Raw genomic sequence first — 26,722 nt, forward strand, 5'->3', positions numbered from 1 at the left:
AAACGGTGGCGCTGGCGAACGGTGGCGCTGGCGACGAACACGGTGGCGAACGAACACGGTGGCGAACGAACACGGTGGCGGACGAACGCGGTGGCGGACGAACGCGGGGGCGAACGAACGCGGCGGTGAACGAACACGGTGGCGAACGGTCGTGGCCGCCGGAGCCGGTCGCCCGCGCCCGCCGTCAGGGTGCCGGGTCGTTCAGCAGGGACCGGCCGAACTCGATCATCTTCTTGGCGTAGTCCTCGGTCCACTCCGCGCGCTCGGCTATGTCGGCGGGGGTGAGCCGGTCGAAGCGGCGGGGATCGGCGAGCTGGGCGGCGGCCACCGCCTGGAACTCCACGGCCCGGTCGGTCGCCGCCCGGAAGGCGAGCGTCAGCTCCGTGGCGCGGGAGAGCAGCTCCTTCGGGTCCTCCATCGACTCCAGGTCGAAGAAGTGCTCCGGGTCCGCCGCCGCCTCCGACGGCTCGAAGAGCAGCGGCGCCGGACGCAGCCTCTGCCGCTCGTTCCGCTCGGACTGTGCCATGTGGTGTTCCTCCCTCGTGCCGGCCGGACGGCCACCTTCCATTGTCCAGCCCGGCGCAAGAGCGATGCCCAGGATCAGGGCCTCCAATGCACGCGGTGCTCGGCGAGATGGGCCAGCACCGCGTGGTTCGCCTCCCAGCCGTCGGGGAACTTCACCGTCACACCCAGCTGGACCGGCTCCGTCGACGGGTGCTCGTCCAGCAGGTCCGCCACCCCCTCGCGGCACACCACGACGCACGCGTGCCGGTGGCGCGAGGCCAGCACGCACAGCCGGCCCGTCTCCAGGTGGAACGCCGTGGCGTCCGGCCGGCCGGACAGCGGGTGCAGCACCACGGTGACGTCGAACTCGCGGCCCTGGAGCCGGTTCGCCGTGTCCACCGCCACGCCCGTCACACCCAGCTCCGCGAGCGCCGCCCGCACCGCCGCGGCCTGGTCGCGGTGGGCCGTGCCGACCGCGACCCGCTCCGCCGTCACCGGGACCGCGCCGGCCTCCCGCTCGCTCGTCGCGGCGCCGCCCCGGTCCAGCAGCCTCCGGACCACCAGCGCCACCGCCCGGACCGCCTCGGGGTCCGTACGCGGGGTGTGCCGCGCCGGAAGCTCCAGCAGCCCCCAGCCCGACGCCGCCGCCTCGTCCAGCACCCGGTCCGGGCCCGACCCGTCCGAGGGCACACCGAACGACAGCCGCCGGTCGCCGTGGTCCGTACCGCTGCGGAACGGGGTGTACGGGTAGAACGCGTCCGACACCAGCGGCGCGGCCGAGGCGGGCAGCCGCCACGACACCGGCAGCCGGTGCTGCGGCAGCTCCGGGTTGTGCGCGAGCAGGGTCGAGACGGCGCTCGCCGACGGGTCGTACGAGAGGCCCGCCCACTGGTCGGCGCCCACGATCGAGAACGGGTCCAGCTGGCCGGGGTCCCCGACGAACAACGCCCGCTCGAACAGCCCGGCCACGGCCAGGAGGGCGTCCGACCGCATCTGGTAGGCCTCGTCGACGATCGCGTGCCCCCACGGCTCCACGTTCTTCACGTGAGCCCACTTGGCCGCCGTGGAGATCACGATGTCCAGGCCCGCCAGATCCGCGGCCTTCGCCGACTTCCGCACGTTGTCCAGGCCGTCCAGGACCTTGTCGTACGGGTCGGAGTCGCTGCTGTGCAGCCGGCCCACCGGCAGCTCGGGGGCCTTCTCCGCCAGTCGCACCACCAGGTCGTCCACCTGGGCGTTGGTCTGCGCGACCACCATCAGCGGGCGGCCCGCCGCGGCCAGCTCCAGCGCGGCCCGCACCACGAGCGTCGACTTGCCCGCGCCCGGCGGCGAGTCCACCACGACGCCGCGCGCCGTGCCGCGCAGGGTGTCGCCGAGGATCGCGTCGGTCGCCCTCGCCGCCGCGGCGCCCGGGTCTGTCACGGCTGTCACAGGAGGTCCTCCGCGGTCACGGGATCGGGCAGCTCGACAGGTCCGGCGGATCCGCCGGGGGCGCCCGGCGGCCCACCGTGGGTCCACGGGGTGTCCTCCGGGTCGGGGAGCTTCGGGCCGCCCCGCTGATCGTGCTCGAAGAGCGTCCAGGCGATCCGGTCGCCGGGCTCGGGAACCGAGCCGGGCGAGGGTTCCTTGCCCCGCCCCATCCGGTCGGTGATCCGCAGGACGAGGTGGACCGCGCCGGTGGACTCCGCGTCCTCGGCCGCGTATCCCACGAACTCCGCCGTCTGCGGCTTTCCGTCCAGCGAACGGTAGACCTTGGCGCGCTCACCGAGATGCGGGCGCTCGCCGGTGCGCACCGTGACCAGAGGGCGCGGCGAGGGCCGCTTCGACTCGCTGTACGCCATCTCCACCTCCGTCACCTCCCCGATGAACGCCTCGCCCGCGAGCCTGCGCCCCGCCAGCACCAGCGGATCGTCGAGCGCCTCCTGCGCTTCCAGCTGGGCCTGGGCGGTCTCCCGCGACGCCAGCTTCTGCGCCGCCGTCACCGCGTCGTCCCGGCGGGGCTGCGGGGGCTCGCCCGCCAGCACCCGGTCCCGGTGCGCGGTGAACGACCACCGGTCCCTGGTCCAGCGGTCCTCCGCGCGGGAGCCCTCCGGCAGCTCCCGCAGCAGGTCGAGGCCCCGCCACACCGCGTCCCAGGTGGGCAGCAGCACGCTCGCCAGCAGCGACCTGATCTCCCGCTCGGCACCGTTCAGCTCACCGAGCCGGGTGTCCGATTCGAGGGCGTCCTCCGCGGCTGCGTACGCCGTGCGGGCCCGGTCGTAGCGCTCGATCGCGGGCGCCAGCAGCCTGTTGTCGAAGGCCGGATCCGTCGCCGGACCGGCCGGCGGGCAGAGCAGCTGACCGGCACGGTCCCGGTCCAGCTCCGCCCGGAGGGCCGCCGCCGCACCCGACTCGCCGTCCGGAGGATCGACCCAGGCGAGCAGCGCCCCGAGGTGCTGGTCCTCCAGACTGCTCTGGCCCGTCGCCCAGTGGCGGTTCAGCAGGTCGGTCGCGGCCAGCAGCAGCGAGGAACCGGGCACCCTGGCCCGCTCCCCGTAGTGCGTCAGCCATCGGCCGAGCAGCGGCACGCGGGCGGGGGCCGGGTAGGGCGTGTCCGGGTCGTCCTCGACGGTGCGCCGGAAGCGCATGGACCGCCCGAGCAGCCGCACGAAGTCGACGCCTGCCCTGCTGGGCACGATCAGCTGCGCCGCGTCCGCGCACAGCTCGACCTCGACCTTGACCTTCTTGCCCGTCCCAGGATCGACCTCGTTGCGCTCGGCGGGCTCGACGACATCGGCGTACTCCTCGATGTGCGGGAGCACCGCCTCGGCCAGCTCGGCGAGGAACGCGAACCGCAGATCGCGGTCGCGCGGCTGGGGCACCGCCAGGAGGCGGGGCGCCGCGCGGTCCGTGCCCACGAGCGCGCCGAGCGGGGCGCCCGCCTCACCGGCGGTCGTCAGCGGTACGAGCACGAGCGGCCGGCCGGTCAGATGGCGGTGGCGCACGGTGGCCAGCGGCTGGGCCCGCCCGCTGTCGACCGCCTCGAGCCGGGCCAGGGTGCTGATCAGCGACATGGGACGCCGCCGTCCACTCCGGCCAGGGCCTCGGCCCGCAGGGCGGCCGCCCTGCGCAGGGCCGCCACCGTCGGGTCCGCCGGGTCGCCCTCCTTGCCGGCCGCGGCGGCCAGCACCCCGGCGACCGTCGTCAGGCCGCCGAGCTCGCCCCGCACGCTCCGGCCCAGGGACTCCACCGCGCCCTCGGCGCGGGCCTTCGCCCGGCAGTGGAAGGCCAGCTCGCACGCGGCCAGGCACTCGGGGGCGTACGCGGCGGGGACCGACTCGACGGCGCCGCCGAGCTCCTCGGGGGAGCAGCCGGGATCGAACGTCGTGCCCTCGGGCAGGGCAGCCGCGATCTCCTCGACACGGGTGAGCCTGGCCAGCTGGCGGCTGGTGACCGCGCGCTGCTTGCGCACGTCCACGACGGAGGCCGTCGGCAGGTTGGAGAAGTCCTTCGGGCAGACCAGCAGGACCCGGTGCCCCACTCCGGCGCCCTCGGTCACCGCCGCGATCCGCTCCAGCGCGAGGACGTAGACGGCGGACTGGCGGGCCGCCGCCCCGACCTTCGCGGCGTCCGCGGAACCGTCGATCATCGGGAAGGACTTGATCTCGACGACCGTCCAGGTGCCGTCGGGGTGCACCACCACGGCGTCCGGCTCCAGGTAGGCGGGCGAACCCGCGACCTCCAGGGCCAGCATCGGATGGTCGAGCAGTGCCCAGCCGCCCGCTGCCGTGGCCTCGCGCAACGCCAGCGCCGTACGCGCGGCGCGGCCCTCGGGGCCGGCGGCCGTCAGATCGGGGACCGCGGCGACGGCCGGTGCGTCGGCTCCGCCGCCGAGCTGTTCGAACAGGAGGCGCAGCAGCTCCGTGCCGCCGTCGGCCTTGACCTTCGCCTCGAAGGCGTTGCCCCGGACGAACGCGAACTGGGACTGGCCGAACGCGGCGGGGGAGCCCAGTGCGGTGGCCAGTACGGCCTTGTCGACGCCCGCGCCGTCGAGCAGGGCGCGCCGCTTGCATCCCGGATTGGCGGCGAGCGCCGCCAGGGCGCGTGCGTCGAGCGGATGCGGTGCGACGGACGGACCGCGCAGCTCAGCGAGCCGCTGCCGGAGCGTCGTCGTCGGCCTCTGCCCTGGAGCGGCTGCGCGGGTCGCTGGAATCTGCGGAGGCGGTCCGCTGGCCGGGTATTCGCTCACCCGCGGAAGTCTTGCATCCGTCACTGACAATCGTGGATTCCGTGGGGGTGAGGGATGCGGGCGTGCGGGCGGACACCGCCCTCACCCGGTCCTTGACCCGGTCCGCGATTCGCATGATGGGCCTGGTCAGCAGGGCGCCGACGGCCATCACGGCGGCACCGGCCACGGCGTCGAGGAAGTAGTGGTTCGCCGTGCCCATCACCACGAGCACGATGACCAGCGGGTAGGCGACACCCGCGGCGCGCACGAGCGGGTGGCGGCCGTGGCGCCACAGGAGGACGCCGCACCACACCGCCCAGCCGACGTGCAGGCTCGGCATCGCGGCGTACTGGTTGGTCATCCCGCTGAGTCCGCGCGGGGCGCTCGCGCCCGCGCCCCACCAGCCGTACGCGCTGTACTGCGCCATCGTGTCGACGAAACCGTGGTGGGCGTCGAGGAGCCGGGGCGGACAGGTGGGCATCAGCGTGAAGCCGGCCAGCCCGAGGAGAGTGGAGGTCATCAGCCAGGTGCGGGCCGCCCGGTAGGCGGCGCTGCGGCGCCGGAAGATCCAGACCAGGATCGCCGGGGTGACCAGGTAGTGCAGGGAGGCGTACGCGAAGTCGGCGGGTATGCCGAGCGTGGGGTGGGCCGTCAGCAGGCGGTTGAGCGGGTGCTCGGCGTTGAGGTGCAGCGCCTTCTCCAGGCGGAGTATCGCGAGCCCATGTTCCACCGCCGCGGGTATGTCCTCGCGGACCAGCAGCCGTCCCATCGAGTAGAGCCCGTACACCACCGCGATCAGGGGCAGCTCCGTCCACCAGCGCGGCCGATGACCGAAGGACGGTGTCGCGGCGATGGCGTGCGGCATCCGGTGGCTCTCCCCTTGTTCATGCGGTCGACGGCGGGCGTTCAACCGTACGGCGGTCGTATGCCCTGTTTTCCCCCGGGGCCACGTCACTGGCCGATACCCCAGGTCATGCGCTGAGAGGGACGCGGGCGCCGCCCCGGAGGTTGCCCGTGCCGCAGGTGCGAGATGATGGAGCCGGGTCTCGCGCGCGCCGGTCCCCAGCCGGCCGTCCGCGTTCGCGCCCCCGTCGCCGTCCCGGACACCGCTGTCCCGGACCCACCAGATCCTAGGGTCCCCGGATCATCGGATCTCAGTATTTTCAGGGAGAGCCGTCATGGCACCGCGAATCCTGCTCGCCCGGCACGGCCAGACGCAGTGGTCGGTCCAGGGCAATCACACGGGCAGGACCGACATCCCCCTCCTCGACACCGGCCGCGAGGGTGCCAAGCTGCTCGGCGAGCGACTGCACCGGCAGCCGTGGGGCGGCCTGCCCGGTGTGGAGGTGCGGACCAGCCCGCTCGTCCGGGCGGCCGAGACGTGCGCGCTCGCCGGATTCGGCGACCGGGCAGAGCCGTGGGACGCGCTGATGGAGTGGGACTACGGGGACTACGAGGGGCTGACCCCGGCGCAGATCAAGGCGGACCGGCCGGACTGGCTCATCTGGCGCGACGGCGTACCCGGGGGCGAGAGCCTCGCCGAGGTCTCCGCCCGCGCGGACGAGGTCGTCGAGTGGGCGCGGTCCGCCGAGCGCGACGTGCTCGTCTTCGCCCACGGCCACATCCTGCGGGCGATCGGGGCGCGGTGGCTGGGCGAGGACGTGTCCTTCGCCGCCCGGATCCGCCTCGAGCCGACCTCCCTGTCGGTGCTGGGCTGGGCCTACGGCCTCCCCGCACTGGAACGCTGGAACGACACGGGCCACCTGGACCGCTAGCTTGATCTTTAACCTGTGCGGCGCCTCCGCCCCGGACGTGCCACCGACGGACGGGGTGTCCCTCAGGTGACGGGTGGCAGCTCCTCGTAGCGGGCCAGGAGGGCCGACACCTCCGGACCGCCCTGCGGCCGGAGCACCCGCACGGTGCCCGAGAGCATCCCCCGGATCCGGGAGGACTGCACCCGGTCCAGCAGGTTCAGCACCTCGTGGCCCGCGGCCGACGCCTCGTCGGCCGCGCCCGCCCGCGCCAGGTCACCGGCGAGCTGCGCGCGGTACAGCGCGAGATTGCGGGTGAAGTGCGGATCCTGGAGCCGGGTGGCCCGCCGGGCGTGCCGGGCCGCCCGCGGCCAGTCGCCCAGTGCTGACCAGCACTGTGCCTCCAGCAGCTCCATCTCCGCCTCCCGGAAGAAGCTCATCCACTCCGGGTCCGCGTCGGCCGGCCCGCGCTCGAACGCCACCTGCGCCCGGCCGATCGCCTGTTCGCACCCCGTGCGGTCCCCGAGCCACGCCCTGGCCCCCGCCTCCCGGAGCGTCAGCAGGGCCAGCAGCCGCGGGGATCCCAGCGGACGGGCCGCCCGCTGACCGGCCTCCGCGGCGCGGACGGCCTCGCGGGCCCGCCCCGTGTCACGGGCCAGGAACGAGGCGTTGCAGAACGCGTGCGCCTCGAGCGCGGCGTCCCCGGCCAGCCGTGCCGTCGCCAGTGCCTCCGCGTAATGGGAGCGCGCGTCCTCGAAGCGCCCCGAGTCGTGGGCGAGCCAGCCCACCGAGATCGCCAGCTCGCCGGCCCCGGCGTGCAGCCGGTCGGCCGTGCTCCGCCTGGTCGTCGTCCCGGAGTCGAGCAGGGCGTACGCCGCCCGGAGCGGCTGGGAGGCCCGCCGGTAGAGGCCGTCCGCTCCGTGCCGGTCGTCCAGCAGCCGGATCTGGCGCACCGCCTTCTCGACGGCACTCACCTCGGCCTCGCCGACCCGGCGCTGCGCGGGCACCGCGAGCGGACCCGCGGCGGCCGGCCGGCCGCCCAGGCCCAGGGACGCGGCTGCCACCGTGGTGGTACCGCTGGTCATGAACACGCGACGCAGCACGTCGCTCTCCTCGTGGATGTCACTGTCGAGCGTGGGGGGTGTGGTGGGAGGGGGCACGGCGGCCGTGCGGGCCCCCCGGCCGCGCACGCTCTCGCGGGCCGAGAAGCCCAGGTCCTCGAGGCTCGCCCCGGGGAACATGTGCAGGAACACCCGTTCGTACGCGTAGTTGGGACAACGGATCTCGCCGGCCTCCACGCGCCCGATGTACCGGGCGTCGCACGCGACCTGTTCACCGATCTCGCGGGCGGCCCTGCGGACCGCGGCCGCGAACTCTCCGGCGGAGCGCTGTCCGCGCAGCCGCCGGAAGGCGAGGTTGGGAACTGCCCGTGTCGACACCATGGCGGGGCCCTCTCTGGTGCAGCCGGGCTCCTGCTTCCGGTGTCCCGGCGGAGCAAGAACGTACCTGCTGTGACGGACCGCGCACGCAGCGTTTACCTATAAACCGGGCATCTCGCCCGCAATCCGCCATGAACTGCCACCCTTTGCGGCGGCGTGCCGCCGTAGCCCTTGACGCCGTCGGCGCGTTGGTCCATACGGAGACGGAGCGTGGCCCCGTCTCGTCGAGACGAGAGGAGGGGTTCCCTTGCCTCATACGGACAACGGCCCGGAAACCACACCGTGCGACCTGGTGACCGTCCCGGCACGTCAGGGCCTGGAGGCCGTGGACATCCTGCGCAGGGCCGCGCAGAACGAGCCCGTCGGACCGGTCCTGCACGACGGAGCCTGCGCCGTCCTCGGCTTCCTGGTGCCACCCGGTACGGCAGAGGCCTGGGACGTACCCGGCAGCGCGTGTACACGGACCGACGGCCGGGGGCTGCGCATCCCCGCCGAGCCGCCGTCCGTGGGCGGCGGCTGGCTCCTGCCGCCCGCCGCGGAGGCCCCGGTCACCGACCCGGCCGTTCTCCGGGCCGCCCTCGACCAGGCGGCCCGGCTGATCGAGGCGGCCGACAACTGCCGCTGAGGCCATAATGGCCGGGTGGGCGGAGTCGCCGCCCGTCGCCGGTTCCCGCAGGTGGCCGGCCAGGACCGGTGAGTGAGGACCAGCACGTGGCACGTCGAGGAGCGGCGCGGGGCGCGAGCGACCGGAAGCGGTCCGAGCGCCGGCAGGAGCCCGTCTCCGCGACGGTGGACGGCGGCGTCGCGGAGCTCGTACCGGACCGCGAGCGCCCGCGCGCCCGGACGCTGCTCCTGGACGGCGCCCCGCAGTCCCATGTGGACCTGGACGATCCCTCGTACCTCTCGTTCGAATACCAGCGAAGGCTCGGCCACGTCATCGATCTCGCCGCCCCGCCCGGCCGCCCCCTCCAGGCGGTCCACCTCGGCGGCGGCGCCTTCACGCTCGCCCGGTACGTCGCCGCGAGCCGTCCCCGCTCCACCCAGCAGATCGTGGAGATCGACGCGCCCCTCGTCCAACTCGTGCGCAGGGAACTCCCCCTGGACCCGCAGGCGCGGATAAGGGTCCGGTCGGCGGACGCCCGCGCCGGGCTCGGGAAGATCCAGGACGGCTGGGCGGACCTGGTCGTCGCCGACGTGTTCAGCGGCGCCCGGACTCCCGCGCACCTCACCTCCGTCGAATTCCTGGCCGAGGTGCGACGGGTCCTGAAGCCCGGCGGACAGTACGCCGCCAACCTCGCCGACGGCCCGCCGCTCACGCACCTGCGCGGCCAGATCGCCACGGCGGCCTCGCTCTTCCCCGAGCTGGCCCTGGCCGCCGATCCGACCGTCTGGCGCGGACGGCGCTTCGGCAACGCGATCCTGGTCGCCTCCGACCTGCCCATCGCGGTCACCGAACTGACCCGGAGGGTCGCGAGCGACCCGCACCCCGGCCGCGTCGAACACGGCCGTGCCCTCGCCGACTTCACCGGCGGAGCCGCCGTCGTCACCGACGCGGACGCGAGCCCTTCACCGGCCCCGCCGCCCGGCGCCTTCGAGTAGCGCGGACCGTTACTGCTCCACCGTCTCCACGATCGGCGGATGGCCGTTCCAGGTGCAGAAGACGGAGACCGTCGCGCCCGACCCGTCGCTGAAGTCCACCCGGATCCACTCCGGCTCCGTCCACACCTGCATCGACCACGTCGGCTCCGGGGTCGCCGAGACCAGCTTCGCCGAGTCGTCCGCCAGCTCCAGGACCACCCTGCCGCCCCGCGTCGGGTAGCTCTTCACCGCGCCGGCGGACGCCGGGGGCGCCGCGGGCCTGTCCGTGCCCGGACGCGCGGCCGGAGGACGGGAGGACGGCTTGCGCGAAGGCCGGGAGGAGGGCGAGGGCGTGGCCCGGGGGACCGTGGCGCTCGGCGAGGGCAGCGAACGGTGGGTCGAGGACGACACCGGTGCGTTCGTCGCCTGCCCGCCCCGGGCCCCCACCGAGATCGGGACGGCACGAGGAGGGTCGTAGGCCGTCCCCGACATGACGGTGTGCACGCCCCACCACGACAGGGTGACCGCCGCTCCCGTGGCGAGCGACCACGCGACGGCGTGTACGAGTCCTCGTTGCATCGGGCACATCCTGCACCACCTGAGCGGGTGCTGTCCTGGAGGGGACCCTGTTCCTCCGTATGGGCTACGGTGCGGCGCATGCCTAGTGTGCTCGTGGTCGAGGACGACCAGTTCGTACGTTCCGCCCTCATCCGGCACCTGACCGAGGCCTCGCACACGGTGCGGAGCGTCGGCACCGCCCTCGAAGCCCTGCGCGAGGTCGCGCACTTCCGCTTCGACGTCGTCGTCCTCGACCTGGGTCTGCCCGATCTCGACGGCGCCGAGGCGCTGAAGATGCTGCGCTCCATCACCGACGTACCCGTGATCATCGCCACCGCGCGGGACGACGAGGCCGAGATAGTCAGGCTGCTCAACGACGGCGCCGACGACTACCTGACCAAGCCGTTCTCCGTGGAGCACCTCTCCGCCCGCATGGCCGCGGTCCTGCGCCGCACCCGGGGCCCCGGCGCCCAGGCGCCGCCCCCGCGCGTCCTCCAGGTCGGAGGGCTCTCCATCGACCCCCTGCGGCGCCAGGCGGAACTGGACGGCACGGCACTGGACCTGACCCGCCGTGAATTCGATCTGCTGGCCTTCCTCGCGGGACGCCCCGGCGTCGTCGTCGCGCGCCGTGAGCTGCTGGCCGAGGTCTGGCAGCAGTCCTACGGCGACGACCAGACCATCGACGTCCATCTCTCCTGGCTGCGCCGCAAACTCGGCGAGACGGCCGCCCGGCCCCGCTATCTCCACACCCTGCGCGGGGTCGGCGTCAAACTCGAACCACCGGCAGCGGCCTCGGGCCGGCCCGCATGAGATGGGCCCTGGTCAAGGTCTGCCTGGCCGTCACCGCCATGGTCGTGATCGCGTTCGCGGTGCCGCTCGGGCTCGTCATCAGGGAGATGGCGCGCGACCGCGCCTTCTCGGACGCCGAGCGGCAGGCCGCCACCATCGGCCCCACTCTCACCATCACCACCGACCGCGAAGAGCTGACCAAGGCCGTCCTGTCCACCGAGCCCGGCGGTCGGGGACGCCTCGCGGTACACGTGCCCGTGACCGAACCCGGCGGTTCGCCCCTGGAGATCGGGACCCGGCGCGCCACCCGCGAGGACCTGGAGACCGTACGGACGTCGGGGCGGGCCTCCATCGCCGAGGTGCCGGGCGGCTCGGCCCTGCTCCAGCCCACCGCGCTCGGTTCCGGCGGCATCGCCGTCGTCGAGGTGTTCGTGCCGGAGGGCGAGGTCTCCAACGGTGTGGGCACGGCCTGGCTGGTCCTGGCCGGGGTCGGTGCCGCGCTGATCGTCGGCTCCGTGGCCGTGGCCGACCGGCTCGGTGTGCGGATGGTGGAGCCGGCCCAGCGGCTCGCGGGCGCGGCCCAGGACCTGGGGGAGGGGCGGCTGGGGACCCGGGTCCCCGAGGAGGGACCGACGGAACTGCGCTCCGCGGCGGTCGCGTTCAACTCCATGGCCGACCAGGTGGTCCAGCTCCTGGCCAACGAGCGGGAGCTGGCCGCCGACCTCTCGCACCGGCTCCGCACCCCGCTGACGGTGCTCCGCCTCAACGCCGCGTCCCTGGGCGAGGGCCCGGCGGCCGAGCAGACCAGGGCGGCCGTGGAGCAGTTGGAGCACGAGGTCGACACCATCATCCGTACGGCGCGGGAGCAGCGCCCGCAGACCCAGGGCGGGCCGGCCGGTGCGGGCGCCGGGTGCGACGTGTCCGAGGTCGTCAGGGAGCGCATGGTGTTCTGGTCGGCGCTGGCCGAGGACGAAGGGCGCACGGTGCGTCTGGCCGGGGTGGACCGCACCGTACGCATCCCGGTCGCCAGGCCCGAACTGGCGGCCGCCCTGGACGCGTTGCTCGGCAACGTCTTCCGGCACACCCCGGAAGGCACCGCCTTCGCCGTGGACGTGCACCACAGCGGAGACGCGGTGCTCGTGCTGGTCTCGGACGCCGGACCCGGGATACCCGATCCGGAATCCGCTCTGGCACGGGGCGCCAGCGGACCCCACGGCGCGACGGGCGCCGTGGGGTCCACCGGCCTCGGCCTGGACATCGTCCGCAGGGTCGCCGAATCCACCGGAGGCGACCTGCGGATCGGGCGCTCGGTGCTCGGCGGCACGGAGGTACGCATCTGGATAGGGCTCGACGGCGGCCCGGGGGAGCGTGCGCGCCGAGGGCACCGGGTGGGGCGGCGGAGCGGAAGACGCGGACCGCGGGGTGCCAAGGCGCGGAGCGCGGAGTTCCGCGGCGCCCCCGGAAGCCGCCCGAATCTTTAACCGGCGCCGATGCCCTCCTTAAGCGAACCCTAAGAACACCGGCCCAGGTCCCAAGAGCGCCTTTTGCCCGGTCGGCGGCGGCTAGCGTGCAGACGCAATCACCCCCCCCGGCAGGACAGAGGCAGGACGCGATGGGCACCAGCACGCACCGCCGCACGATGAGCACCCGCACGAGGACGGTCGGCGCGCTCGTCGCCGCGGCGGTCGTCGGCGGCACGGTCCTCACGCTCACCGGCACGGCACAGGCGGCTGCCGTCGGCGCCACGTACACCAGGGCGAGCGGCTGGACCGGGGGATACACCGGGCAGTACGTCGTCTCGAACGACACCGGGACCGTCCAGTCCGGATGGACGCTGGAATTCGACCTGCCCGCCGGCACGAGGATCGACTCGCTCTGGAACGGTGAGCACACCGTCAGCGGCGACCACGTCACCGTGAAGCCCGTGAGCTGGAACAAGGACATCGCCCCGGGCGCGTCCGTGACGGTCGGATTCGTCACCGCCTCCACCGGAACGGCCGCCGATCCGGAGGGCTGTCGCATCAACGACGCCGCGTGCTCCGCGGACGGCGGGGCCGCACCCGAACCGAGCGGACGCCCGACCGGTACTCCGGCCCCCACGTCCACCCCCACGTCCACTCCCACGTCCACTCCCACGTCCACCCCCACGGTCACGCCGACGCCGGAGGAGAGCGCCACCGCGGAGCCGTCCGGGCCCCCCGGCGGAACGTCCGGCGGGGCCGGGTTCGCCCCGTACGTCGACACGTCGCTCCACCCGTCCTACGACCTGCTGGACACCGCGTCCAGGACGGGCGTCAAGGAGTTCACCCTCGCGTTCATCACGTCGGGCGGCAGCTGCGCCCCGCTGTGGGGCGGCGTCACGGGACTCGCCGACGACAAGGTGGCCGCCCAGATCGCCGCGCTGCGGGGCGAAGGCGGCGACGTACGGGTCTCCTTCGGCGGAGCGGCCGGTGCCGAACTGGCGCTGCACTGCTCCTCGGCGGCCGAGCTCGCCACGGCGTACGGCAAGGTCATCGACGCCTACGGGCTGACCAAGGTGGACTTCGACATCGAGGGCGGGGCACTGCCCGACACCGCCGCGAACACCCGCCGTTCCCAGGCCATCGCCCTGCTGCAGGAGGCACACCCCGGGCTGGACGTCTCCTTCACGCTGCCCGTGATGCCGGAGGGCCTGACCCAGCCCGGCGTGGACCTGATCGCGGACGCGAAGAAGAACGGCGTCGCGATCGACGCGGTCAACGTCATGGCCATGGACTACGGGCCCGCGTACAGCGGCGACATGGGCGACTACGCCACGCAGGCGGCCACCGCCACGCAGGCCCAGATCAAGGGCGTACTCGGCCTCTCCGACGCGGCGGCCTGGAAGGCGGTCGCGGTCACCCCGATGATCGGGGTGAACGACGTCGCCACCGAGATCTTCACCGTCGAGGACGCCACCCAACTGGTGGGGTTCGCGCGGGAGAAGGGCATCGGCCGGCTGGCGATGTGGTCCGGCACGCGGGACGTGCAGTGCGCGGGCGGCGCGAAGCCCACCGCGGACGCGACCTGCAGCTCGATCCTCCAGGAACCCCTCGCCTTCACCAAGGCGTTCGGCACCTTCGGGTAGCCGGGCTCCCCTCGACCACCACCGCGACGCGCGCGCCCCGGCCGGCCCCACACCCCCCACACCCGGCCGGGGCGCGCGCCCCTTTCCACGTGCTCCGTGCGCGTGCCCTTCCGAGTGCCCTTCCACGTGCTTCTTCTGCGCGCCCTTCCGCGCGCCTTTCAGCTCGCCCGGAGCCCCGCCCGGTGACCGCTCCCGGCCCGCTTCCCCGCGTAAGCGGAACCACCCGGCCGCACGGTGGAGTTCGGGGAAAGAACACGGAAACGCCCCCGGGCCCCCGTGCGCGCCCTCACAGGGCCCTGGCCCGTTCATCTTCCGGCGGACGTCCTGCGGTCCGCCGCGTCGGCCCCCACCGCCCCGGGCCCGGCCCGGGAAACGTGGCGGATGCCGACGCGGCCTTGGTCCGACAGGCTCTCCGCTCGCCCCAACAGCTCCTGACCTGCGGTGATTCGAGCCTGCGCCGGTGACGAATGCAGGGCAGGCCGGTTAACGCAAGCCCTCTGCCGGACACGGTCGCGTGACTTGCAGGACACACTCGGGCAACGGAAGCGTCTTCAACTCTTGACACCCACCCCCTTGAGGCAGCAATCTTCCGGCATCAGCGCATGGGAGCGCTCCCATATCGACCGAGGTTTTTCGCTCGTACGGGGACGGCACCGCCCATGGCCTCTCCGTACCACTGGCACCCGCACCCACCAGTGCGTATGCCGAGCAGATCGAACGCCAGTCCCACCCTGGAACAAGGAGTAGTGGAATGCGCATCACCCGCACCGTCGCAGGTCGAAGCCGCAGAACCGCCGTCATGGTCACCACGGGCCTCACGGCCACCGCCCTGCTGCTGACCGGCTGCAGCGACTCGGGATCGGACTCCGACGAGGCCGACGCGAACGGGAACATCACCCTGACCGTGGCCGACTTCGGACAGTTCGGCTACAAGGAGGCGGGGCTCTTCGAGAAGTACCACGAGCTCCACCCGAACATCACGGTCAAGGAAAACGTCACGGCCGACGAGAAGGTCTACTACCCCAAGTTCCTCCAGCAGCTCAACACGGGCAGCGGGCTGGCCGATGTGCAGGGCATCGAGGTCGGCCGCGCCAAGGAGCTCGTCGACACCAAGGCGGACGCCTTCGTCGACCTGGCCAAGGTCATCGACACCGACCAGTGGGTGAACTGGAAGGCGCTGCAGGCGAGCACCGACGAGGGCAAGGTCATAGGCGCCGGCACCGACATCGGCCCGATGTCGATCTGCTACCGCCGCGACCTGTTCGAGCAGGCCGGTCTGCCGACCGACCGCGAGGAAGTCGCCGCGAAGTACGCCGGCGGCTGGGAGGACTACCTCAAGCTCGGTGAGGCGTACAAGGCGAAGGCGCCCAAGGGCACCTTCTTCATGGACTCCGCCAGCGCCATGTACAACGGCGTGGTCAGCTCCGACTCGGAGCAGTACTACTCCAAGGACGGCGAGCCGATCTACAAGGAGAGCGCCGGCGTCAAGGCGGGCTGGAAGCTCGCCAGCGATGCCGTCGACAAGAAGCTGACCCAGGGCCTCGCCCAGTTCAGCCCGCCGTGGCAGGCGGCCCTGCGCAAGGGCAGCATCGCCACCGTGGCCTGCCCCGCCTGGATGGCCGCCCAGATCTCCACCTACTCCGGTGACGAGTTCAAGGGCAAGTGGGACATCGCCCGCACCCCGGGTGAGACCGCTGCCAACTGGGGCGGTTCCTTCCTCTCCGTGCCCGCCAAGGGCAAGCACGTCAAGGAGGCCGGCGAGCTCGTCAAGTGGCTGACCGCCCCCGAGCAGCAGGCCGCGGTCTTCAAGGCCGTCGGTGTCTTCCCGTCGAACAAGGGTGCCTACGAGCTCCCCGACGTGAAGGGCGCCAAGCTCCCGTACTTCAACGACGCCCCGATCGGTGAGATCTACGCCGAAGAGGCGCAGATCATCCCGGCGGCCGTGCTCGGCCCGAAGGACGGCGTCATCAAGGACACCATCTCCACCCAGATCAACAACATGGAGCAGCGGGGCACCGACCCGGCCAAGGCCTGGGAAGACGCCACCGAGGCCATCGACAAGGTGATCGGCTGATCCTCGCCGGTGCGGGCCCCCGGGACGCCTTCCACGCGTCCCGGGCGGCCCGCACCGGTGCCGGTTCGCCTGTCGGCACCGCGCACCTTCTCCGACACCTCCGCCGGACCTGACCAGGTCCGGCCTGCCCCTGCGGTGTCGGCACACCCCAGGGAAGGACTCCCACCTGTGGCAACCACCACCCCCACCCGGGGCGCACACGGCTCCCGGCCCAGCCGCCGGGCCCCGAAGCCCATGACCCCCGCCCGCCAGGCCTGGCGAAGCCGGCTGTGGCGCTTCGACGACAAGGCCTCGCCGTACGCCTACATCGCGCCCTTCTTCCTCGTCTTCGGGGCCTTCGGGCTCTACCCGCTGATCTACACCGGCTGGATCGCCCTCCACCGCGTGGAGATGACCAACCTCGACCAGATGGAATGGGTCGGCTGGGAGAACTTCAGCAACATCCTCCAGGACGACGAGTTCTGGACCGCGGTCACCAACACCTTCGTCATCGGCGTCATCTCGACCGTGCCGCAGCTGATGATGGCGCTCGGCCTGGCCCACCTGCTCAACTACAAGCTGCGGGCCAGCACCTTCTGGCGCACGGTGATCCTCACCCCCTACGCCACGTCGGTGGCCTCGGCGGCCCTGGTCTTCGCCCTGGTGTTCCGGGCGGACGGCGGCCTGCTGAACTGGGTCCTCGGCTTCTTCGGCGTCGGTGAGACGAACTGGGCGAACGGCCACTGGACGTCCAACATCGCCATCGCCGTCATCGTGATCTGGCGCTGGACGGGCTACAACACGCTGATCTACCTGGCCGCGATGCAGGCCGTCCCGTCCGACCTCTACGAGGCGGCCTCGCTCGACGGAGCCTCGCGCTGGCAGCAGTTCCGCAACGTGACGATCCCCGCGCTCCGGCCGACGATCCTCTTCACGATCGTCATCTCGACCATCGGCTCCATGCAGCTGTTCGGTGAGCCGCTGCTGCTCGAAGGCGGCCAGATCGGAGCGCAGGGCGGCACCGAGAACCAGTACGAGACGCTCAGCATCTACCTCTACAACTACGGCTGGAACCTCGGACACCTCGGTCCGGCCGCCGCAGTCGCCTGGGCCATGCTCGTCCTGCTGCTGCTCATTGCCGTGATCAACTGGCTCGTCGGGCGCCTCGCGCGCAAGACCGCGGCCTGACGGGGAGCGAAAACCATGACCACCACCAGCACCGTCACCGCTCCGGACCGCCGCCGCGTCTCCAAGGCGGCCGTCCGCGACGAACCGCCGCGCCGCCGCCGCTTCAAGCCCGGCGCCGGACGCCAGCACCACGCGGGCCCCTTCGCCTACTTCGCCCTCGCCGTCGTCGGCCTCGGCTCGCTGTTCCCGCTGTACTGGACGCTCGTGGCCGCGTCCCGCACCCAGGACGAGGTGCTGGACACCACGCCGCCGCTCATCCCGGGCGGCAACCTGTTCAACAACCTCCAGACGGCCTGGGAGCAGGCCAACCTGGGCAAGGCCATCGTCAACACGGTGATCGTCTCCGCCAGCATCACCCTGGCGACCCTGTTCTTCTGCACCCTGGCCGGCTACGCCTTCGCCAAGATGCGCTTCAAGGGCCGCGGCGCGCTGATGACCATGGTCATCGCGACACTGACGATCCCGCCGCAGCTCAGCGTCGTACCGCTCTTCATGATGATGTCCGACATCGGCTGGGGCGGACAGCTGGAGTCGGTGATCTTCCCGACCCTGGTCAGCGCGTTCGGCGTGTTCTTCATGCGGCAGTACCTCCTGGAGGCGCTGCCGTACGAACTCATCGAGGCGGGCAGGGTGGACGGCGCGAACAACCTCCGCATCGTGTGGAGCATCGTGCTGCCGGTCGCCCGTCCGGCCATGATGGTGCTCGGCATGCTCACCTTCGTCCAGGCCTGGAACGACTTCTTCTGGCCCTACCTCGCGCTGAACCAGCAGAACCCCACGCTCCAGGTGGCCCTCGGTCAGCTGAGCGCGTCCTACGTGCCCGACCAGAGCATCGTCATGGCCGGCGCACTGATCAGCACCCTGCCGCTGCTCGTCGTCTTCGTGATCTTCGGCAAGCAGATCGTCGGGGGGATCATGTCCGGCGCCGTCAAGGGCTGACCCCGCCCCGCCGCTCCATCCCGGTCCGACCCCGGGCCCGCGGACCCCACCCGGTCCTGTCCGGTTCGCTGTCCCGTCCCCGGTCCGGCCTCCGGCCGTCCCGTACGGCCTGTACCTGACCACAGACCGTACGGGGGCCGGGGCCCCGCACTTCCTGTCCTTGTCCCTCCACCCATGGGAGCGCTCCCGCATGACTGCCGTACGACCCGACACCACCCCGAAGCAGGCGCCCGAGGCACAGTTCCCCACGGGCTTCATCTGGGGCGCGGCGACCGCCTCCTACCAGGTCGAGGGCGCCGCCGCCGAGGACGGCCGCACGCCGTCCATCTGGGACACCTTCAGCCGGACGCCCGGCAAGGTCCGCAACGGTGACACCGGCGACATCGCCGCCGACCACTACCACCGCTACCGCGACGACGTCGCGCTCATGAAGCAGCTCGGGCTGAAGGCCTACCGCTTCTCCGTCTCCTGGTCCCGGGTCCAGCCCACCGGCCGCGGCCCGGCCGTCGAGCGCGGCCTGGACTTCTACCGCAAGCTCGTCGACGAGCTGCTGGACGCCGGCATCATGCCGGTCGCCACCCTCTACCACTGGGACCTCCCCCAGGAGCTGGAGGACGCCGGCGGCTGGCCCGAGCGCGTGACCGCCGACCGGTTCGCCGACTACGCCGCCATCGTGTCGGGCGCCCTCGGCGACCGCGTCGGCATGTGGACCACCCTCAACGAGCCGTGGTGCTCGGCCTACCTCGGTTACGGCTCCGGCGTGCACGCTCCCGGCCGTACCGAGCCCGCAGCGGCGCTGCAGGCGGCCCATCACCTCAACCTCGCCCATGGCCGGGCGATCGAGGTTCTGCGCGCCCAACTCCCCGCTGCTGCGCAGACCTCGGTCACCCTCAATCTCCACCAGGTCCGCCCGCTGACCGGCAGCGAGGCCGACGCGGACGCCGCGCGCCGCATCGACGCGGTCGGCAACCGGGTCTTCACCGGTCCGATGCTGCGCGGGGAGTACCCCGAGGACCTGATCACGGACACCTCGCACCTGGTGGACTGGTCGAAGCTGGTCAAGGACGGCGACCTCGCCACCATCTCCCGTCCCGTCGACGCCCTCGGCATCAACTACTACACGCCGACCCTCGTCTCCACCCCGGTGGAGGGGGCCAGTTACGCGCGCAGCGACGCGCACGGTGCCAGCGCGCACTCCCCGTGGCCCGGCTCCGAGCACGTCGCCTTCCACCTCGCCGAGGGGAAGGAGCGCACCGCGATGGACTGGTCGATCGACCCGAACGGTCTCTACAACCTGCTCATGGACGTCAGCCGCGACCACCCCGGTCTGCCGCTGATGGTCACCGAGAACGGCGCCGCCTTCGACGACTACGTCTCGCCCGAGGGCAAGGTCGAGGACCCGGAGCGGGTCGCGTACCTCCACGGCCACCTCGACGCCGTCCAGCGCGCCGTCGCCGACGGTGCCGACGTCCGCGGCTACTTCCTCTGGTCGCTGATGGACAACTTCGAGTGGGCGTACGGCTATTCGAAGCGTTTCGGCGCGGTGTACGTCGACTACGCCTCCCAGCGGCGCATCCCCAAGACGAGCGCCCACTGGTACTCCGACGTGATCCGCCGCCACGCACTGCCCCCGGTCGGCACCGTCTGACCCCAGGAGCCTCTCGTTCGGATCGTGTGGGGCTTGATCCGGACGAAAGACCGCAGCAGCACGGACAGCGGGACCCGGCACACCGCCGGGTCCCGCTTCGCTGTGCCCGCCTTACGTGTTCGTCATCCGCACCCCGTAGGCTTGGGAGCGCTCCCAAGAGTTGTGGCGCTGCTGAGGACCGCTGCGTCCGGACAAGTGTCGAGGGATCGTACGGCGGGGCTTGGTTTGGCCAAGGCGCTGTGAGAAATTGACCGCGAACGGGAGGCAGCCATGGCGGCAGCGCGAGTACGGAGTGGCGGGCGGCCCACGCTCGAAGAGGTAGCGGCACGGGCCGGAGTGGGGCGCGGCACGGCCTCGCGCGTCATCAACGGCTCACCGCGGGTCAGTGCGCAGACCAGGGAGGCCGTCGAGGCGGCCGTGGCCGAGCTGGGATACGTCCCCAACCGCGCGGCCCGGGCGCTCGCGGGTAACCGCACGGACGCCATCGCCCTCGTCGTGCCCGAGTCCGAGACGCGGTTCTTCGCCGAGCCGTACTTCTCGGACATCGTGCGGGGCGTCGGGGCGGCCCTCGCCGACACCGAGATGCAGCTGCTGCTGACCCTCGCGGGCAACGACCGCGAGCGCCGGCGCCTCGCCCAGTACCTGACCGCGCACCGCGTCGACGGGGTGCTCCTGGTCTCCGTGCACGCCGACGACCCGCTGCCCGACCTCCTCGAACAGCTCGGCATGCCGTCCGTGATCAGCGGCCGCAGACACGGGGCCGAGACCCTTCCCTCCGTCGACTCCGACAACTTCGAGGGTGCCCGCGCCGCCGTCGATCACTTCATATCGCGCGGCCGCCGCTCCATCGCCACGATCACCGGCCGCCTCGACGTCTACGGTGCCCAGCGCCGTCTCGACGGCTACCGCAAGGCCGTCGCCGCGGCGGGCCTCGACCCCGACGAGCGGCTGATCGCACCCGCCGACTTCAGCGAGGAGGGCGGCGCCCGGGCGATGCGGGAGCTGCTGGAGCGCCGTCCGGACGTGGACGCGGTCTTCGCCGCCTCGGACGTGATGGCGGCGGGTGCCCGCCAGGTCCTGCGCGAGTCGGGCCGCCGCATCCCCGACGACGTCGCCCTGATCGGCTTCGACGACTCCGCGGTGGCCCGTCACATGGACCCGCCCCTGACCAGCGTGCGCCAGCCGATCGAGGAGATGGGCCGCACGATGACGCGCGTCCTGCTCCAGGAGATCGCGAACCGCTCGTCGGGCGACGACACCCAGGAACGCCCGAGGATCGTGCTGCCGACGGAGCTGGTGGTGCGGGAGTCGTCCTGACGCGTGCGGCGGATCTTCGTGCGGACGGCTCCGCTTTCACGAGTCCTCCATAAGCGGAGTGCCCGGCGGCTAGGATTCCTGGCACACGTCGAACATGTGACACAGCGCACGACGTCACACACTCCTGCCGCGCGTTCGTCCTGGCCCGGCAGTGCATCGGGGGGTCGCATGCAGAAGCTGGTCAAGGGTGCCAACGTCGGTCTGTCCGCGCTGAGCGAGGACGTCGGGTCCGTGGTGATGAGTCTCGGCTGGAGCAGTGTGGCCGAGGAGGGCGACATGGACGTCTCCGTGCTCCTGCTCGACGGGAAGGGCAAGGTGCGCACCGCCGCCGACTTCTGTTCTCACCACCGCCCGACCGCCGGCGACGGCAGTGTGCGGCTGCTCGGGAAGATCCCCACGGACGACGGCAGCGAGAACCGGATCCGTTTCGATCTGGCGGCCGTACCGGCGGACGTCGAGCAGATCGTGGTGGCGGCGAGCCGGCACGGAGGGTCACGCTTCGGGGATTTCGACGACCTCCGCCTGACCGTCGCCGACGGATCCGGTAAGGACGTCCTCCGGTTCTCCGTCGAGGACGCCGGGACCGTGAGCGCCCTCATCTTCGGAGAGCTCTACCGGCGCGGCAGCGAGTGGAAGTTCCGGGCGGTGGGCCAGGGATATGAATCCGGTCCGGCCGGGCTGGCGGCCGACTTCGGTGTCGACATCGATGGCGATGCCGGGACGGGAGGAACAGTGCACAACCCGGGCGGGGGCGCCGACGCCGGTCCGCAGACCGCGTCCCCGGTGGCCGAGGTGCCCGCACCCCGGGCACCGGAGCCCCCGGTCGCGGCGAGCGCCGGCGAGGCGGAGTGCCGGGAGGAAGCCGCAGGGCTGCCCGGCCACACGCCGGACCACCCGGAGGACCCCGCCACGCCCGAAGCCCCGGTGGACGCTGCCGACTCCGGAGGCGGCGACTCCGCCGACCGGGACGCCGTCGAGCACGAGCGGGCGGAGCTGCGGGAGTTCATCAAGGGGCTGAGCCCGGACGACATCAAGTCGGGAGGCTGGTTCACCAAGCTCAGCGCTCACGCCCTGGGCTCCTACACCGAGAAGGTCGACTGGGCGTACTTCCAGGAGCGCTACGAGGGAGTGCCGGCGGATGCCGTCGTCGACCAGCGGATCAAGATGGCGGCCCGGTACGCCGCACTCGAGGGCGGACTCTCTGCCGGGGCCTACACGGCGACCGTCGTCGCCACTCTGGGGAGTCTCGGTGGTGCCTCGGCGGCTACGGTTCCGGCCGCCGTCGCGACCATGATGGTCGATGTCGCGTACGTCACCCGGCTCCAACTCCGCCTGGCCTACGACATCGCGGTCCTCTACCGGGTCCCGCTCGACCTGTCCGACCCCGATGACATGTGGAAGCTCATCAGAGTGGCCTTCACGATCAAGAGCGGCGAAGCGGTGCGTGAAGGTGTGGTCAAGGCCGTCCCGGCCCTCGTGCGGCCGTTGATCAAGCGCTTCTACTCCGGAGGGGTGCTGAACGCCGCGAGGGGACTTCCGCTCGTCGGGAAGTATCTCCTGCAAAGGAACGTCATCAAGATCGGCATCCCTCTGGTCGGCGTTCCGCTGGCGGTGGTGCTGAACCGCTACACGACGCTGCTCGCCGGGCGGCACGCGCGAGCCGTCTTCCGGAACGAGGCGCGGGTGATCGAAGTCGCCGAAGGGCTGAGCAAGCGGAGTCGGCACCCCCAGCTGATGCTGTGGGTCGCGTGGCTCGTCATCCTGGCGGACAACAAGATCACCGACGACGAGGCCCTGTTGATGCGGCACCTGGTGAGGCTGGTCCGGGAACAGCATCAAGTGGTCGATGAACAGCTCGCTCACCTGGTCGACATCGACCCCGCCGAGGTGTGGGAGCGCGTGGACGCGGAGCCGGGGGATCTGAGTGACCTCTTCGACGCGGCCGACCGGGTGGCCACGGTGGACGGGCAGGTCAACGCGCCCGAGGGGGCCGTGATCTCCGAGCTCCGAGATCGCCGCAGCCGGGTCTGACGCCGTCATCCGCCGTCCTTTTCCGGGGGCTTCCCGCGCTCCCGCGGCCTGACCAGGGGGCCGGTGCCTGCGCGGCGTACGGGCGCAGACCGCCCGTCGGGCAGCCGCCGACGGCCTGCTGGAACCTGTGACGGCGCCCCGGGGCAGGGGGCGGCCCCGCCGCGTCGGGGGAATGCGCGGCGGGGCCGTCCGCTCACGTGCCCGGCTGCCCGGGGGTCCATGCCGCGCCGCCGGGACTGTGGCGGACGTCACCGGGACCGACCGGGGAGGGCGTGGAGCGGAGCCATGACCGCCTGGAGGGCGAGGGTCGGACATGAGGTCCCGTGCGGGCCAGCGGGGCGGGTGTGGCCCAGGGGGCGGTGCGCCGTGAGGATCGGCCTGCGACGCTCCCGGTGCGGCCCCTGTCGCGCCGGGCGCGTTCGGCGCGAGTGGCTCCGCGGGGAACCCGGGCCGCTCAGGCTCCGGCCTGCAGGCGCAGGCCCGTCAGGGTCAGCTCCAGTGCGGAGCGGAACTGGTCGACATCGTCGTGGCCGTCGAACTCGTCGACGATCTCACGCACGAACGGGAAGTCCTCGGGGTCGAGCTCCCGCCAGGCCTGGGCGTAGCGGCCGAGGAACTCGTCGCGGTCCGTGGCGCCGTCGAGGATCTCCTGGGGCGGCTCCTGGCCCAGGTCGACGGCGGAGCCGACGACGACGCCCACGATCGCGGACACGGCGTGGAACCGCTGGCGCGCGGTGAGGTCGAGACGCAGGGTCTGCCGGCCGAGTGTCTCGTACAGGCGCAGGGAGTTGCTCTGGGTGACGGTGTTGCGCATGAAGTAGGCGCCCAGCCACGGCCGCTCCACGATCGCGTCGAACAGCTTCAGGGCCATCGTGCGCAGGTCGTCGATCGGGTCGTCGCTGCCCGGGAGCGCCTCGACATCGGCCAGGATCGCTCCGATCACGTGGTCGGTGGCGAGGTCGAGGAGTTCCTCCTTGCTCGCGACGTACCAGTAGATGCTGGCGACTCCGCCGCCGAGGCGCTGGGCGAGCGCACGGAAGGTCAGTGCCGGCGCCCCGGCCTCGTCGAGCAGGGCCACCGCCTCGGTGAGCACCGACTCCATCGAGTGTGAGGCCCGTCGACGTCCCTTGTCCGACCGGTTCTGCAGGCGTGTCATGGCCCATATCCCATCACATGTTGCACGGTATCGAACGCTGTTCTATCGTATCGTACGTCGTTCGATAGTCGAACGTCGTTCGATGGGAGGGTCGCCATGTCCACCGCCACGCTTCAAGCTCCACCACGCACCTATCCGTCCCTGCGGGCGGCGTGGATCCCCCTGGCCGCCCTCTGTCTGGCCTTCTTCGTCGAGATGGTCGACAACACGCTGCTGTCGATCGCGCTGCCCACGATCGGCCGCGACCTCGGCGGCGGGACCACCGCCCTGCAGTGGGTCACCGGTGCCTACTCGCTGACCTTCGGCGGCCTGCTGCTCACCGCGGGGTCGACGGCCGACCGGTTCGGCCGCCGCCGGGTGCTGCTGATCGGACTCGCGGTGTTCGGAGCGCTGAGCCTCTGCGTCGTCCTCGTCACCACGGCCGGGGAGCTCATCGCCCTGCGGGCAGCGCTCGGCGTCGCCGCCGCGGCGATGGCCCCGATCACGAACTCGCTGGTCTTCCGCCTGTTCGACGACAAGGCCCTGCGGATGCGCGCGATGACGGTGATGATCGTCGTCGGCATGTCCGGCTTCGTCCTCGGGCCGCTCCTCGGCGGCACCGTGCTGGCCCACGCGCGGTGGGAGTGGCTGCTCGTCGTCAACGCCCCCATCGCGGTGATCGCGTGCATCGGCGTACGGCTCGGCGTCCCGGCCGACCGGCCGCAGGACCTCACGCGCGACGCGCTCGACCTGCCGGGCGCCGCCCTGAGCGTCAGCGCCATCGGACTCGCCTGCTACTCCCTGACCAGCGGTGTCGAGCACGGCTGGCTCTCCGCGATCACCCTCGCGTCGATCACGGGCGCCGTCGTGGCCGCGATCGCGTTCGTGCGCCACGAGCGCCGCAGCGCGGCGCCCATGCTGGATCTGAAGCTCTTCTCCAGCGGCACCGTCCGCGGCGCCGCCCTCGCGCAGATCGGCACGTCGGTCGCGATGGCCAGCGTGATGTTCGGGCTGATCCTCCACTTCCAGTACGCCTACGGGTGGAGCCCGGTTCGGGCAGGCCTGGCCAACCTGCCGATCATCGTGACGATGATCGGCGCGACCCCCCTGTCCGAGTGGCTCGCCCGCCGCTTCGGCCACCGCGTCGCCTGCCTCGTCGGCGCGGCCTGCCTGGCCGGCTCGCTGGCGGCCCTCTCCTGGGCCGTGGACCACGGGTACGCCGCCATCGCCGTCTGCATGGTGCTGATGACCGTGGGGCTGCGCACGGTGATGACGATCTGCGCGGTCGCCCTCGTCGACGCGATGCCGGCCAACCGCACCTCCATCGGCGCGGCCCTCAACGACACCGCCCAGGAGGTCGGCTCCAGCGTCGGTACGGCCGTGGTCGGCACCCTGATCGCCGTTCTCGTCACCACCCGGCTACCGGCAGGCACGTGGAGCGGTGACCTCGTCGCGTCGTTCTTCCACGGCGAGCGGATCACCTACGCCCTGCTCGCGGTCCTCGTGGGACTGCTCGCGGCGGGCGGCGCGCTGAGCCTCACCGACTCCCACGCCGTCGAGGAACCGGCTGTCGAGGAGCCCGCGTGACCACGGGGGTGTGAGGCGGACACCGTCCGGACGCACGCGAAAGGGCCCCGGTCCGAAGACCGGGGCCCTTCCTTCAGGGTGAGTAACGGGACTTGAACCCGCGACATCCTGGACCACAACCAGGTGCTCTGCCAGCTGAGCTATACCCACCATGTCGCCCGGTCGCTTTCCTGACCGGCCGAGAAAAAGTGTACAGGGTCCGAGCGGGTGCTCGCGCCCCCGTTTCCCAGGCGCGGCTCACGGGCCCCGGAGGGCCCGTGACCAGCGGTTGTGCGCCTACTGTCCGGCGGGCGTCGCGTGGCGCGCCGCGATCTCCTTGGCACGGGCCGAGTCCGGTCCGGGCTGCGGGACGAAGACCGCGTCCCGGTAGTAGCGCAGCTCCGTGATGGAGTCGCGGATGTCCGCGAGCGCCCGGTGGTTGCCGTTCTTGCCCGGACTGTTGAAGTAGGCCCTCGGGTACCAGCGGCGCGCCAGCTCCTTCACCGAGGACACATCGACGATCCGGTAGTGGAGGTAGCCCTCCAGGGACGCCATGTCGCGCGCCAGGAAGCCGCGGTCCGTGCCGACCGAGTTCCCGCAGAGAGGGGCCTTGCCCGGCTCCTTCACGTGCTCGCGGACGTAGGCCAGGACACGCTCCTCCGCGTCGGCCAGGGTCGTGCCCCCGGCCAGTTCGTCGAGGAGGCCCGAGGCGGTGTGCATCTGCCGCACCACCTCGGGCATGGTCTCCAGGGCCGCGTCCGGCGGGCGGATCACGATGTCCACCCCTTCGCCGAGCACGTTCAGTTCCGAGTCGGTGACCAGCGCGGCCACCTCGATGAGTGCGTCGTCCGTCAGCGAGAGCCCGGTCATCTCGCAGTCGATCCACACCATGCGGTCGTTCATACGCCCCACC

Annotated in this window: 22 protein-coding genes and 1 tRNA gene; 13 read left to right on the forward strand and 10 right to left on the reverse strand. The window is 72.2% G+C overall.

All coding sequences use genetic code 11. From position 1 onward, the window contains the following. Nucleotides 1-184: 184 nt before the first annotated feature. From ACIRJR_RS09945 to ACIRJR_RS09965, 5 genes are all read right to left on the reverse strand, one after another. Nucleotides 185-526 (reverse strand): hypothetical protein, encoded by a 342-nt coding sequence (locus tag ACIRJR_RS09945; protein WP_403776640.1) that lies wholly within the window; start codon nt 524-526, stop codon nt 185-187. A 74-nt stretch (nt 527-600) separates the two neighbouring features. Further along, nucleotides 601-1,935: an AAA domain-containing protein gene (locus tag ACIRJR_RS09950; protein WP_403776643.1), complete on the reverse strand. Its 1,335-nt coding sequence runs from the start codon at nt 1,933-1,935 to the stop codon at nt 601-603. Beyond that, nucleotides 1,932-3,557, reverse strand: coding sequence for a hypothetical protein (locus tag ACIRJR_RS09955; RefSeq protein ID WP_403776646.1), 1,626 nt, complete (start codon nt 3,555-3,557; stop codon nt 1,932-1,934). Before ACIRJR_RS09955 ends, ACIRJR_RS09950 begins: the two co-directional genes overlap by 4 nt. After that, entirely contained in the window at nt 3,548-4,732 is a 1,185-nt protein-coding gene (locus ACIRJR_RS09960) for a hypothetical protein (RefSeq protein ID WP_403776649.1), read from the reverse strand. The genes ACIRJR_RS09955 and ACIRJR_RS09960 overlap by 10 nt, the downstream gene beginning before the upstream one ends. Next, complete coding sequence (locus ACIRJR_RS09965; protein WP_403776651.1) at nt 4,629-5,576, reverse strand: phosphatase PAP2 family protein; 948 nt, start codon at nt 5,574-5,576, stop codon at nt 4,629-4,631. The genes ACIRJR_RS09960 and ACIRJR_RS09965 overlap by 104 nt, the downstream gene beginning before the upstream one ends. A 313-nt stretch (nt 5,577-5,889) precedes the next feature. On the opposite strand from ACIRJR_RS09965, the gene ACIRJR_RS09970 reads away from it, so the two are divergent. Continuing rightward, nucleotides 5,890-6,486, forward strand: coding sequence for a histidine phosphatase family protein (locus tag ACIRJR_RS09970; RefSeq protein ID WP_403776654.1), 597 nt, complete (start codon nt 5,890-5,892; stop codon nt 6,484-6,486). Nucleotides 6,487-6,548: 62 nt separating this feature from the next. Here the strand turns inward: ACIRJR_RS09970 and ACIRJR_RS09975 are convergent, their stop codons facing one another. Next, nucleotides 6,549-7,904 carry a tetratricopeptide repeat protein gene (locus ACIRJR_RS09975; RefSeq protein ID WP_403776657.1) on the reverse strand — a complete coding sequence of 452 codons (1,356 nt, stop codon included), beginning with the start codon at nt 7,902-7,904 and terminating at the stop codon, nt 6,549-6,551. 244 nt (nt 7,905-8,148) lie between these two features. On the opposite strand from ACIRJR_RS09975, the gene ACIRJR_RS09980 reads away from it, so the two are divergent. Together ACIRJR_RS09980 and ACIRJR_RS09985 are read left to right on the forward strand one after the other, a co-directional pair. Next, nucleotides 8,149-8,526 (forward strand): hypothetical protein, encoded by a 378-nt coding sequence (locus ACIRJR_RS09980; protein WP_403776660.1) that lies wholly within the window; start codon nt 8,149-8,151, stop codon nt 8,524-8,526. A gap of 86 nt (nt 8,527-8,612) precedes the next feature. Further along, nucleotides 8,613-9,500, forward strand: coding sequence for a spermidine synthase (locus tag ACIRJR_RS09985; RefSeq protein ID WP_403776662.1), 888 nt, complete (start codon nt 8,613-8,615; stop codon nt 9,498-9,500). A 9-nt stretch (nt 9,501-9,509) separates the two neighbouring features. On the opposite strand, the gene ACIRJR_RS09990 is transcribed toward ACIRJR_RS09985, so the two are convergent. Then, nucleotides 9,510-10,058, reverse strand: a complete 549-nt coding sequence (locus ACIRJR_RS09990) for a hypothetical protein (protein WP_403776664.1) — start codon at nt 10,056-10,058, stop codon at nt 9,510-9,512. A 78-nt stretch (nt 10,059-10,136) separates the two neighbouring features. Between ACIRJR_RS09990 and ACIRJR_RS09995 the strand changes: the two genes are divergently transcribed. The 9 genes from ACIRJR_RS09995 to ACIRJR_RS10035 all read left to right on the forward strand — a co-directional run bounded on the left by ACIRJR_RS09995 (nt 10,137) and on the right by ACIRJR_RS10035 (nt 23,108). Then, complete coding sequence (locus ACIRJR_RS09995) at nt 10,137-10,847, forward strand: response regulator transcription factor (protein WP_403776667.1); 711 nt, start codon at nt 10,137-10,139, stop codon at nt 10,845-10,847. Then, a complete protein-coding gene (locus tag ACIRJR_RS10000; protein ID WP_403776670.1) occupies nt 10,844-12,307 on the forward strand; it encodes a sensor histidine kinase in 1,464 nt (487 codons plus the stop codon). Before ACIRJR_RS09995 ends, ACIRJR_RS10000 begins: the two co-directional genes overlap by 4 nt. 131 nt (nt 12,308-12,438) lie before the next feature. After that, nucleotides 12,439-13,932, forward strand: a complete 1,494-nt coding sequence (locus ACIRJR_RS10005; protein ID WP_403776673.1) for a cellulose binding domain-containing protein — start codon at nt 12,439-12,441, stop codon at nt 13,930-13,932. 751 nt (nt 13,933-14,683) lie between these two features. Continuing rightward, entirely contained in the window at nt 14,684-16,006 is a 1,323-nt protein-coding gene (locus ACIRJR_RS10010) for an ABC transporter substrate-binding protein (RefSeq protein WP_403776676.1), read from the forward strand. A gap of 168 nt (nt 16,007-16,174) precedes the next feature. Further along, the gene (locus tag ACIRJR_RS10015; RefSeq protein ID WP_403776679.1) at nt 16,175-17,173 is read left to right on the forward strand and encodes a carbohydrate ABC transporter permease; all 999 of its coding nucleotides are present in this window, start codon (nt 16,175-16,177) and stop codon (nt 17,171-17,173) included. Between the two features lie 15 nt (nt 17,174-17,188). After that, the gene (locus ACIRJR_RS10020) at nt 17,189-18,112 is read left to right on the forward strand and encodes a carbohydrate ABC transporter permease (RefSeq protein ID WP_403776681.1); all 924 of its coding nucleotides are present in this window, start codon (nt 17,189-17,191) and stop codon (nt 18,110-18,112) included. 190 nt (nt 18,113-18,302) lie between these two features. Beyond that, a complete protein-coding gene (locus tag ACIRJR_RS10025) occupies nt 18,303-19,760 on the forward strand; it encodes a GH1 family beta-glucosidase (RefSeq protein WP_403776684.1) in 1,458 nt (485 codons plus the stop codon). 270 nt (nt 19,761-20,030) lie between these two features. Continuing rightward, nucleotides 20,031-21,077, forward strand: coding sequence for a LacI family DNA-binding transcriptional regulator (locus tag ACIRJR_RS10030; protein WP_403776687.1), 1,047 nt, complete (start codon nt 20,031-20,033; stop codon nt 21,075-21,077). Between the two features lie 168 nt (nt 21,078-21,245). Beyond that, nucleotides 21,246-23,108, forward strand: a complete 1,863-nt coding sequence (locus ACIRJR_RS10035; RefSeq protein WP_403776690.1) for a TerD family protein — start codon at nt 21,246-21,248, stop codon at nt 23,106-23,108. 454 nt (nt 23,109-23,562) lie between these two features. On the opposite strand, the gene ACIRJR_RS10040 is transcribed toward ACIRJR_RS10035, so the two are convergent. Next, entirely contained in the window at nt 23,563-24,210 is a 648-nt protein-coding gene (locus ACIRJR_RS10040; RefSeq protein WP_403778661.1) for a TetR/AcrR family transcriptional regulator, read from the reverse strand. A 150-nt stretch (nt 24,211-24,360) separates the two neighbouring features. Here ACIRJR_RS10040 and ACIRJR_RS10045 point away from each other — a divergent pair, with 150 nt between their 5' ends. Continuing rightward, nucleotides 24,361-25,830, forward strand: a complete 1,470-nt coding sequence (locus ACIRJR_RS10045; RefSeq protein ID WP_403776693.1) for an MFS transporter — start codon at nt 24,361-24,363, stop codon at nt 25,828-25,830. Nucleotides 25,831-25,907: 77 nt separating this feature from the next. Here ACIRJR_RS10045 and ACIRJR_RS10050 read toward each other — a convergent pair. After that, nucleotides 25,908-25,980, reverse strand: a tRNA-His gene (locus tag ACIRJR_RS10050). Between the two features lie 126 nt (nt 25,981-26,106). Further along, complete coding sequence (gene orn / locus ACIRJR_RS10055; protein ID WP_403776696.1) at nt 26,107-26,712, reverse strand: oligoribonuclease; 606 nt, start codon at nt 26,710-26,712, stop codon at nt 26,107-26,109. Nucleotides 26,713-26,722: the final 10 nt, after the last annotated feature.

It is taken from the genome of Streptomyces sp. NPDC102402, assembly GCF_044765765.1.
Lineage (GTDB): Bacteria > Actinomycetota > Actinomycetes > Streptomycetales > Streptomycetaceae > Streptomyces.

Bases quoted from the DNA above. Each gene is read 5' to 3' on its own strand.
- ACIRJR_RS09945 (WP_403776640.1), bottom strand. From the start codon at position 526: ATGGCACAGTCCGAGCGGAACGAGCGGCAGAGGCTGCGTCCGGCGCCG.
- ACIRJR_RS09955 (WP_403776646.1), bottom strand. From the start codon at position 3,557: ATGTCGCTGATCAGCACCCTGGCCCGGCTCGAGGCGGTCGACAGCGGG.
- ACIRJR_RS09965 (WP_403776651.1), bottom strand. From the start codon at position 5,576: ATGCCGCACGCCATCGCCGCGACACCGTCCTTCGGTCATCGGCCGCGC.
- ACIRJR_RS09970 (WP_403776654.1), top strand. From the start codon at position 5,890: ATGGCACCGCGAATCCTGCTCGCCCGGCACGGCCAGACGCAGTGGTCG.
- ACIRJR_RS09975 (WP_403776657.1), bottom strand. From the start codon at position 7,904: ATGGTGTCGACACGGGCAGTTCCCAACCTCGCCTTCCGGCGGCTGCGC.
- ACIRJR_RS09990 (WP_403776664.1), bottom strand. From the start codon at position 10,058: ATGCAACGAGGACTCGTACACGCCGTCGCGTGGTCGCTCGCCACGGGA.
- ACIRJR_RS09995 (WP_403776667.1), top strand. From the start codon at position 10,137: ATGCCTAGTGTGCTCGTGGTCGAGGACGACCAGTTCGTACGTTCCGCC.
- ACIRJR_RS10000 (WP_403776670.1), top strand. From the start codon at position 10,844: ATGAGATGGGCCCTGGTCAAGGTCTGCCTGGCCGTCACCGCCATGGTC.
- ACIRJR_RS10005 (WP_403776673.1), top strand. From the start codon at position 12,439: ATGGGCACCAGCACGCACCGCCGCACGATGAGCACCCGCACGAGGACG.
- ACIRJR_RS10010 (WP_403776676.1), top strand. From the start codon at position 14,684: ATGCGCATCACCCGCACCGTCGCAGGTCGAAGCCGCAGAACCGCCGTC.
- ACIRJR_RS10020 (WP_403776681.1), top strand. From the start codon at position 17,189: ATGACCACCACCAGCACCGTCACCGCTCCGGACCGCCGCCGCGTCTCC.
- ACIRJR_RS10025 (WP_403776684.1), top strand. From the start codon at position 18,303: ATGACTGCCGTACGACCCGACACCACCCCGAAGCAGGCGCCCGAGGCA.
- ACIRJR_RS10030 (WP_403776687.1), top strand. From the start codon at position 20,031: ATGGCGGCAGCGCGAGTACGGAGTGGCGGGCGGCCCACGCTCGAAGAG.
- ACIRJR_RS10035 (WP_403776690.1), top strand. From the start codon at position 21,246: ATGCAGAAGCTGGTCAAGGGTGCCAACGTCGGTCTGTCCGCGCTGAGC.
- ACIRJR_RS10040 (WP_403778661.1), bottom strand. From the start codon at position 24,210: ATGGAGTCGGTGCTCACCGAGGCGGTGGCCCTGCTCGACGAGGCCGGG.
- ACIRJR_RS10045 (WP_403776693.1), top strand. From the start codon at position 24,361: ATGTCCACCGCCACGCTTCAAGCTCCACCACGCACCTATCCGTCCCTG.
- orn (WP_403776696.1), bottom strand. From the start codon at position 26,712: ATGAACGACCGCATGGTGTGGATCGACTGCGAGATGACCGGGCTCTCG.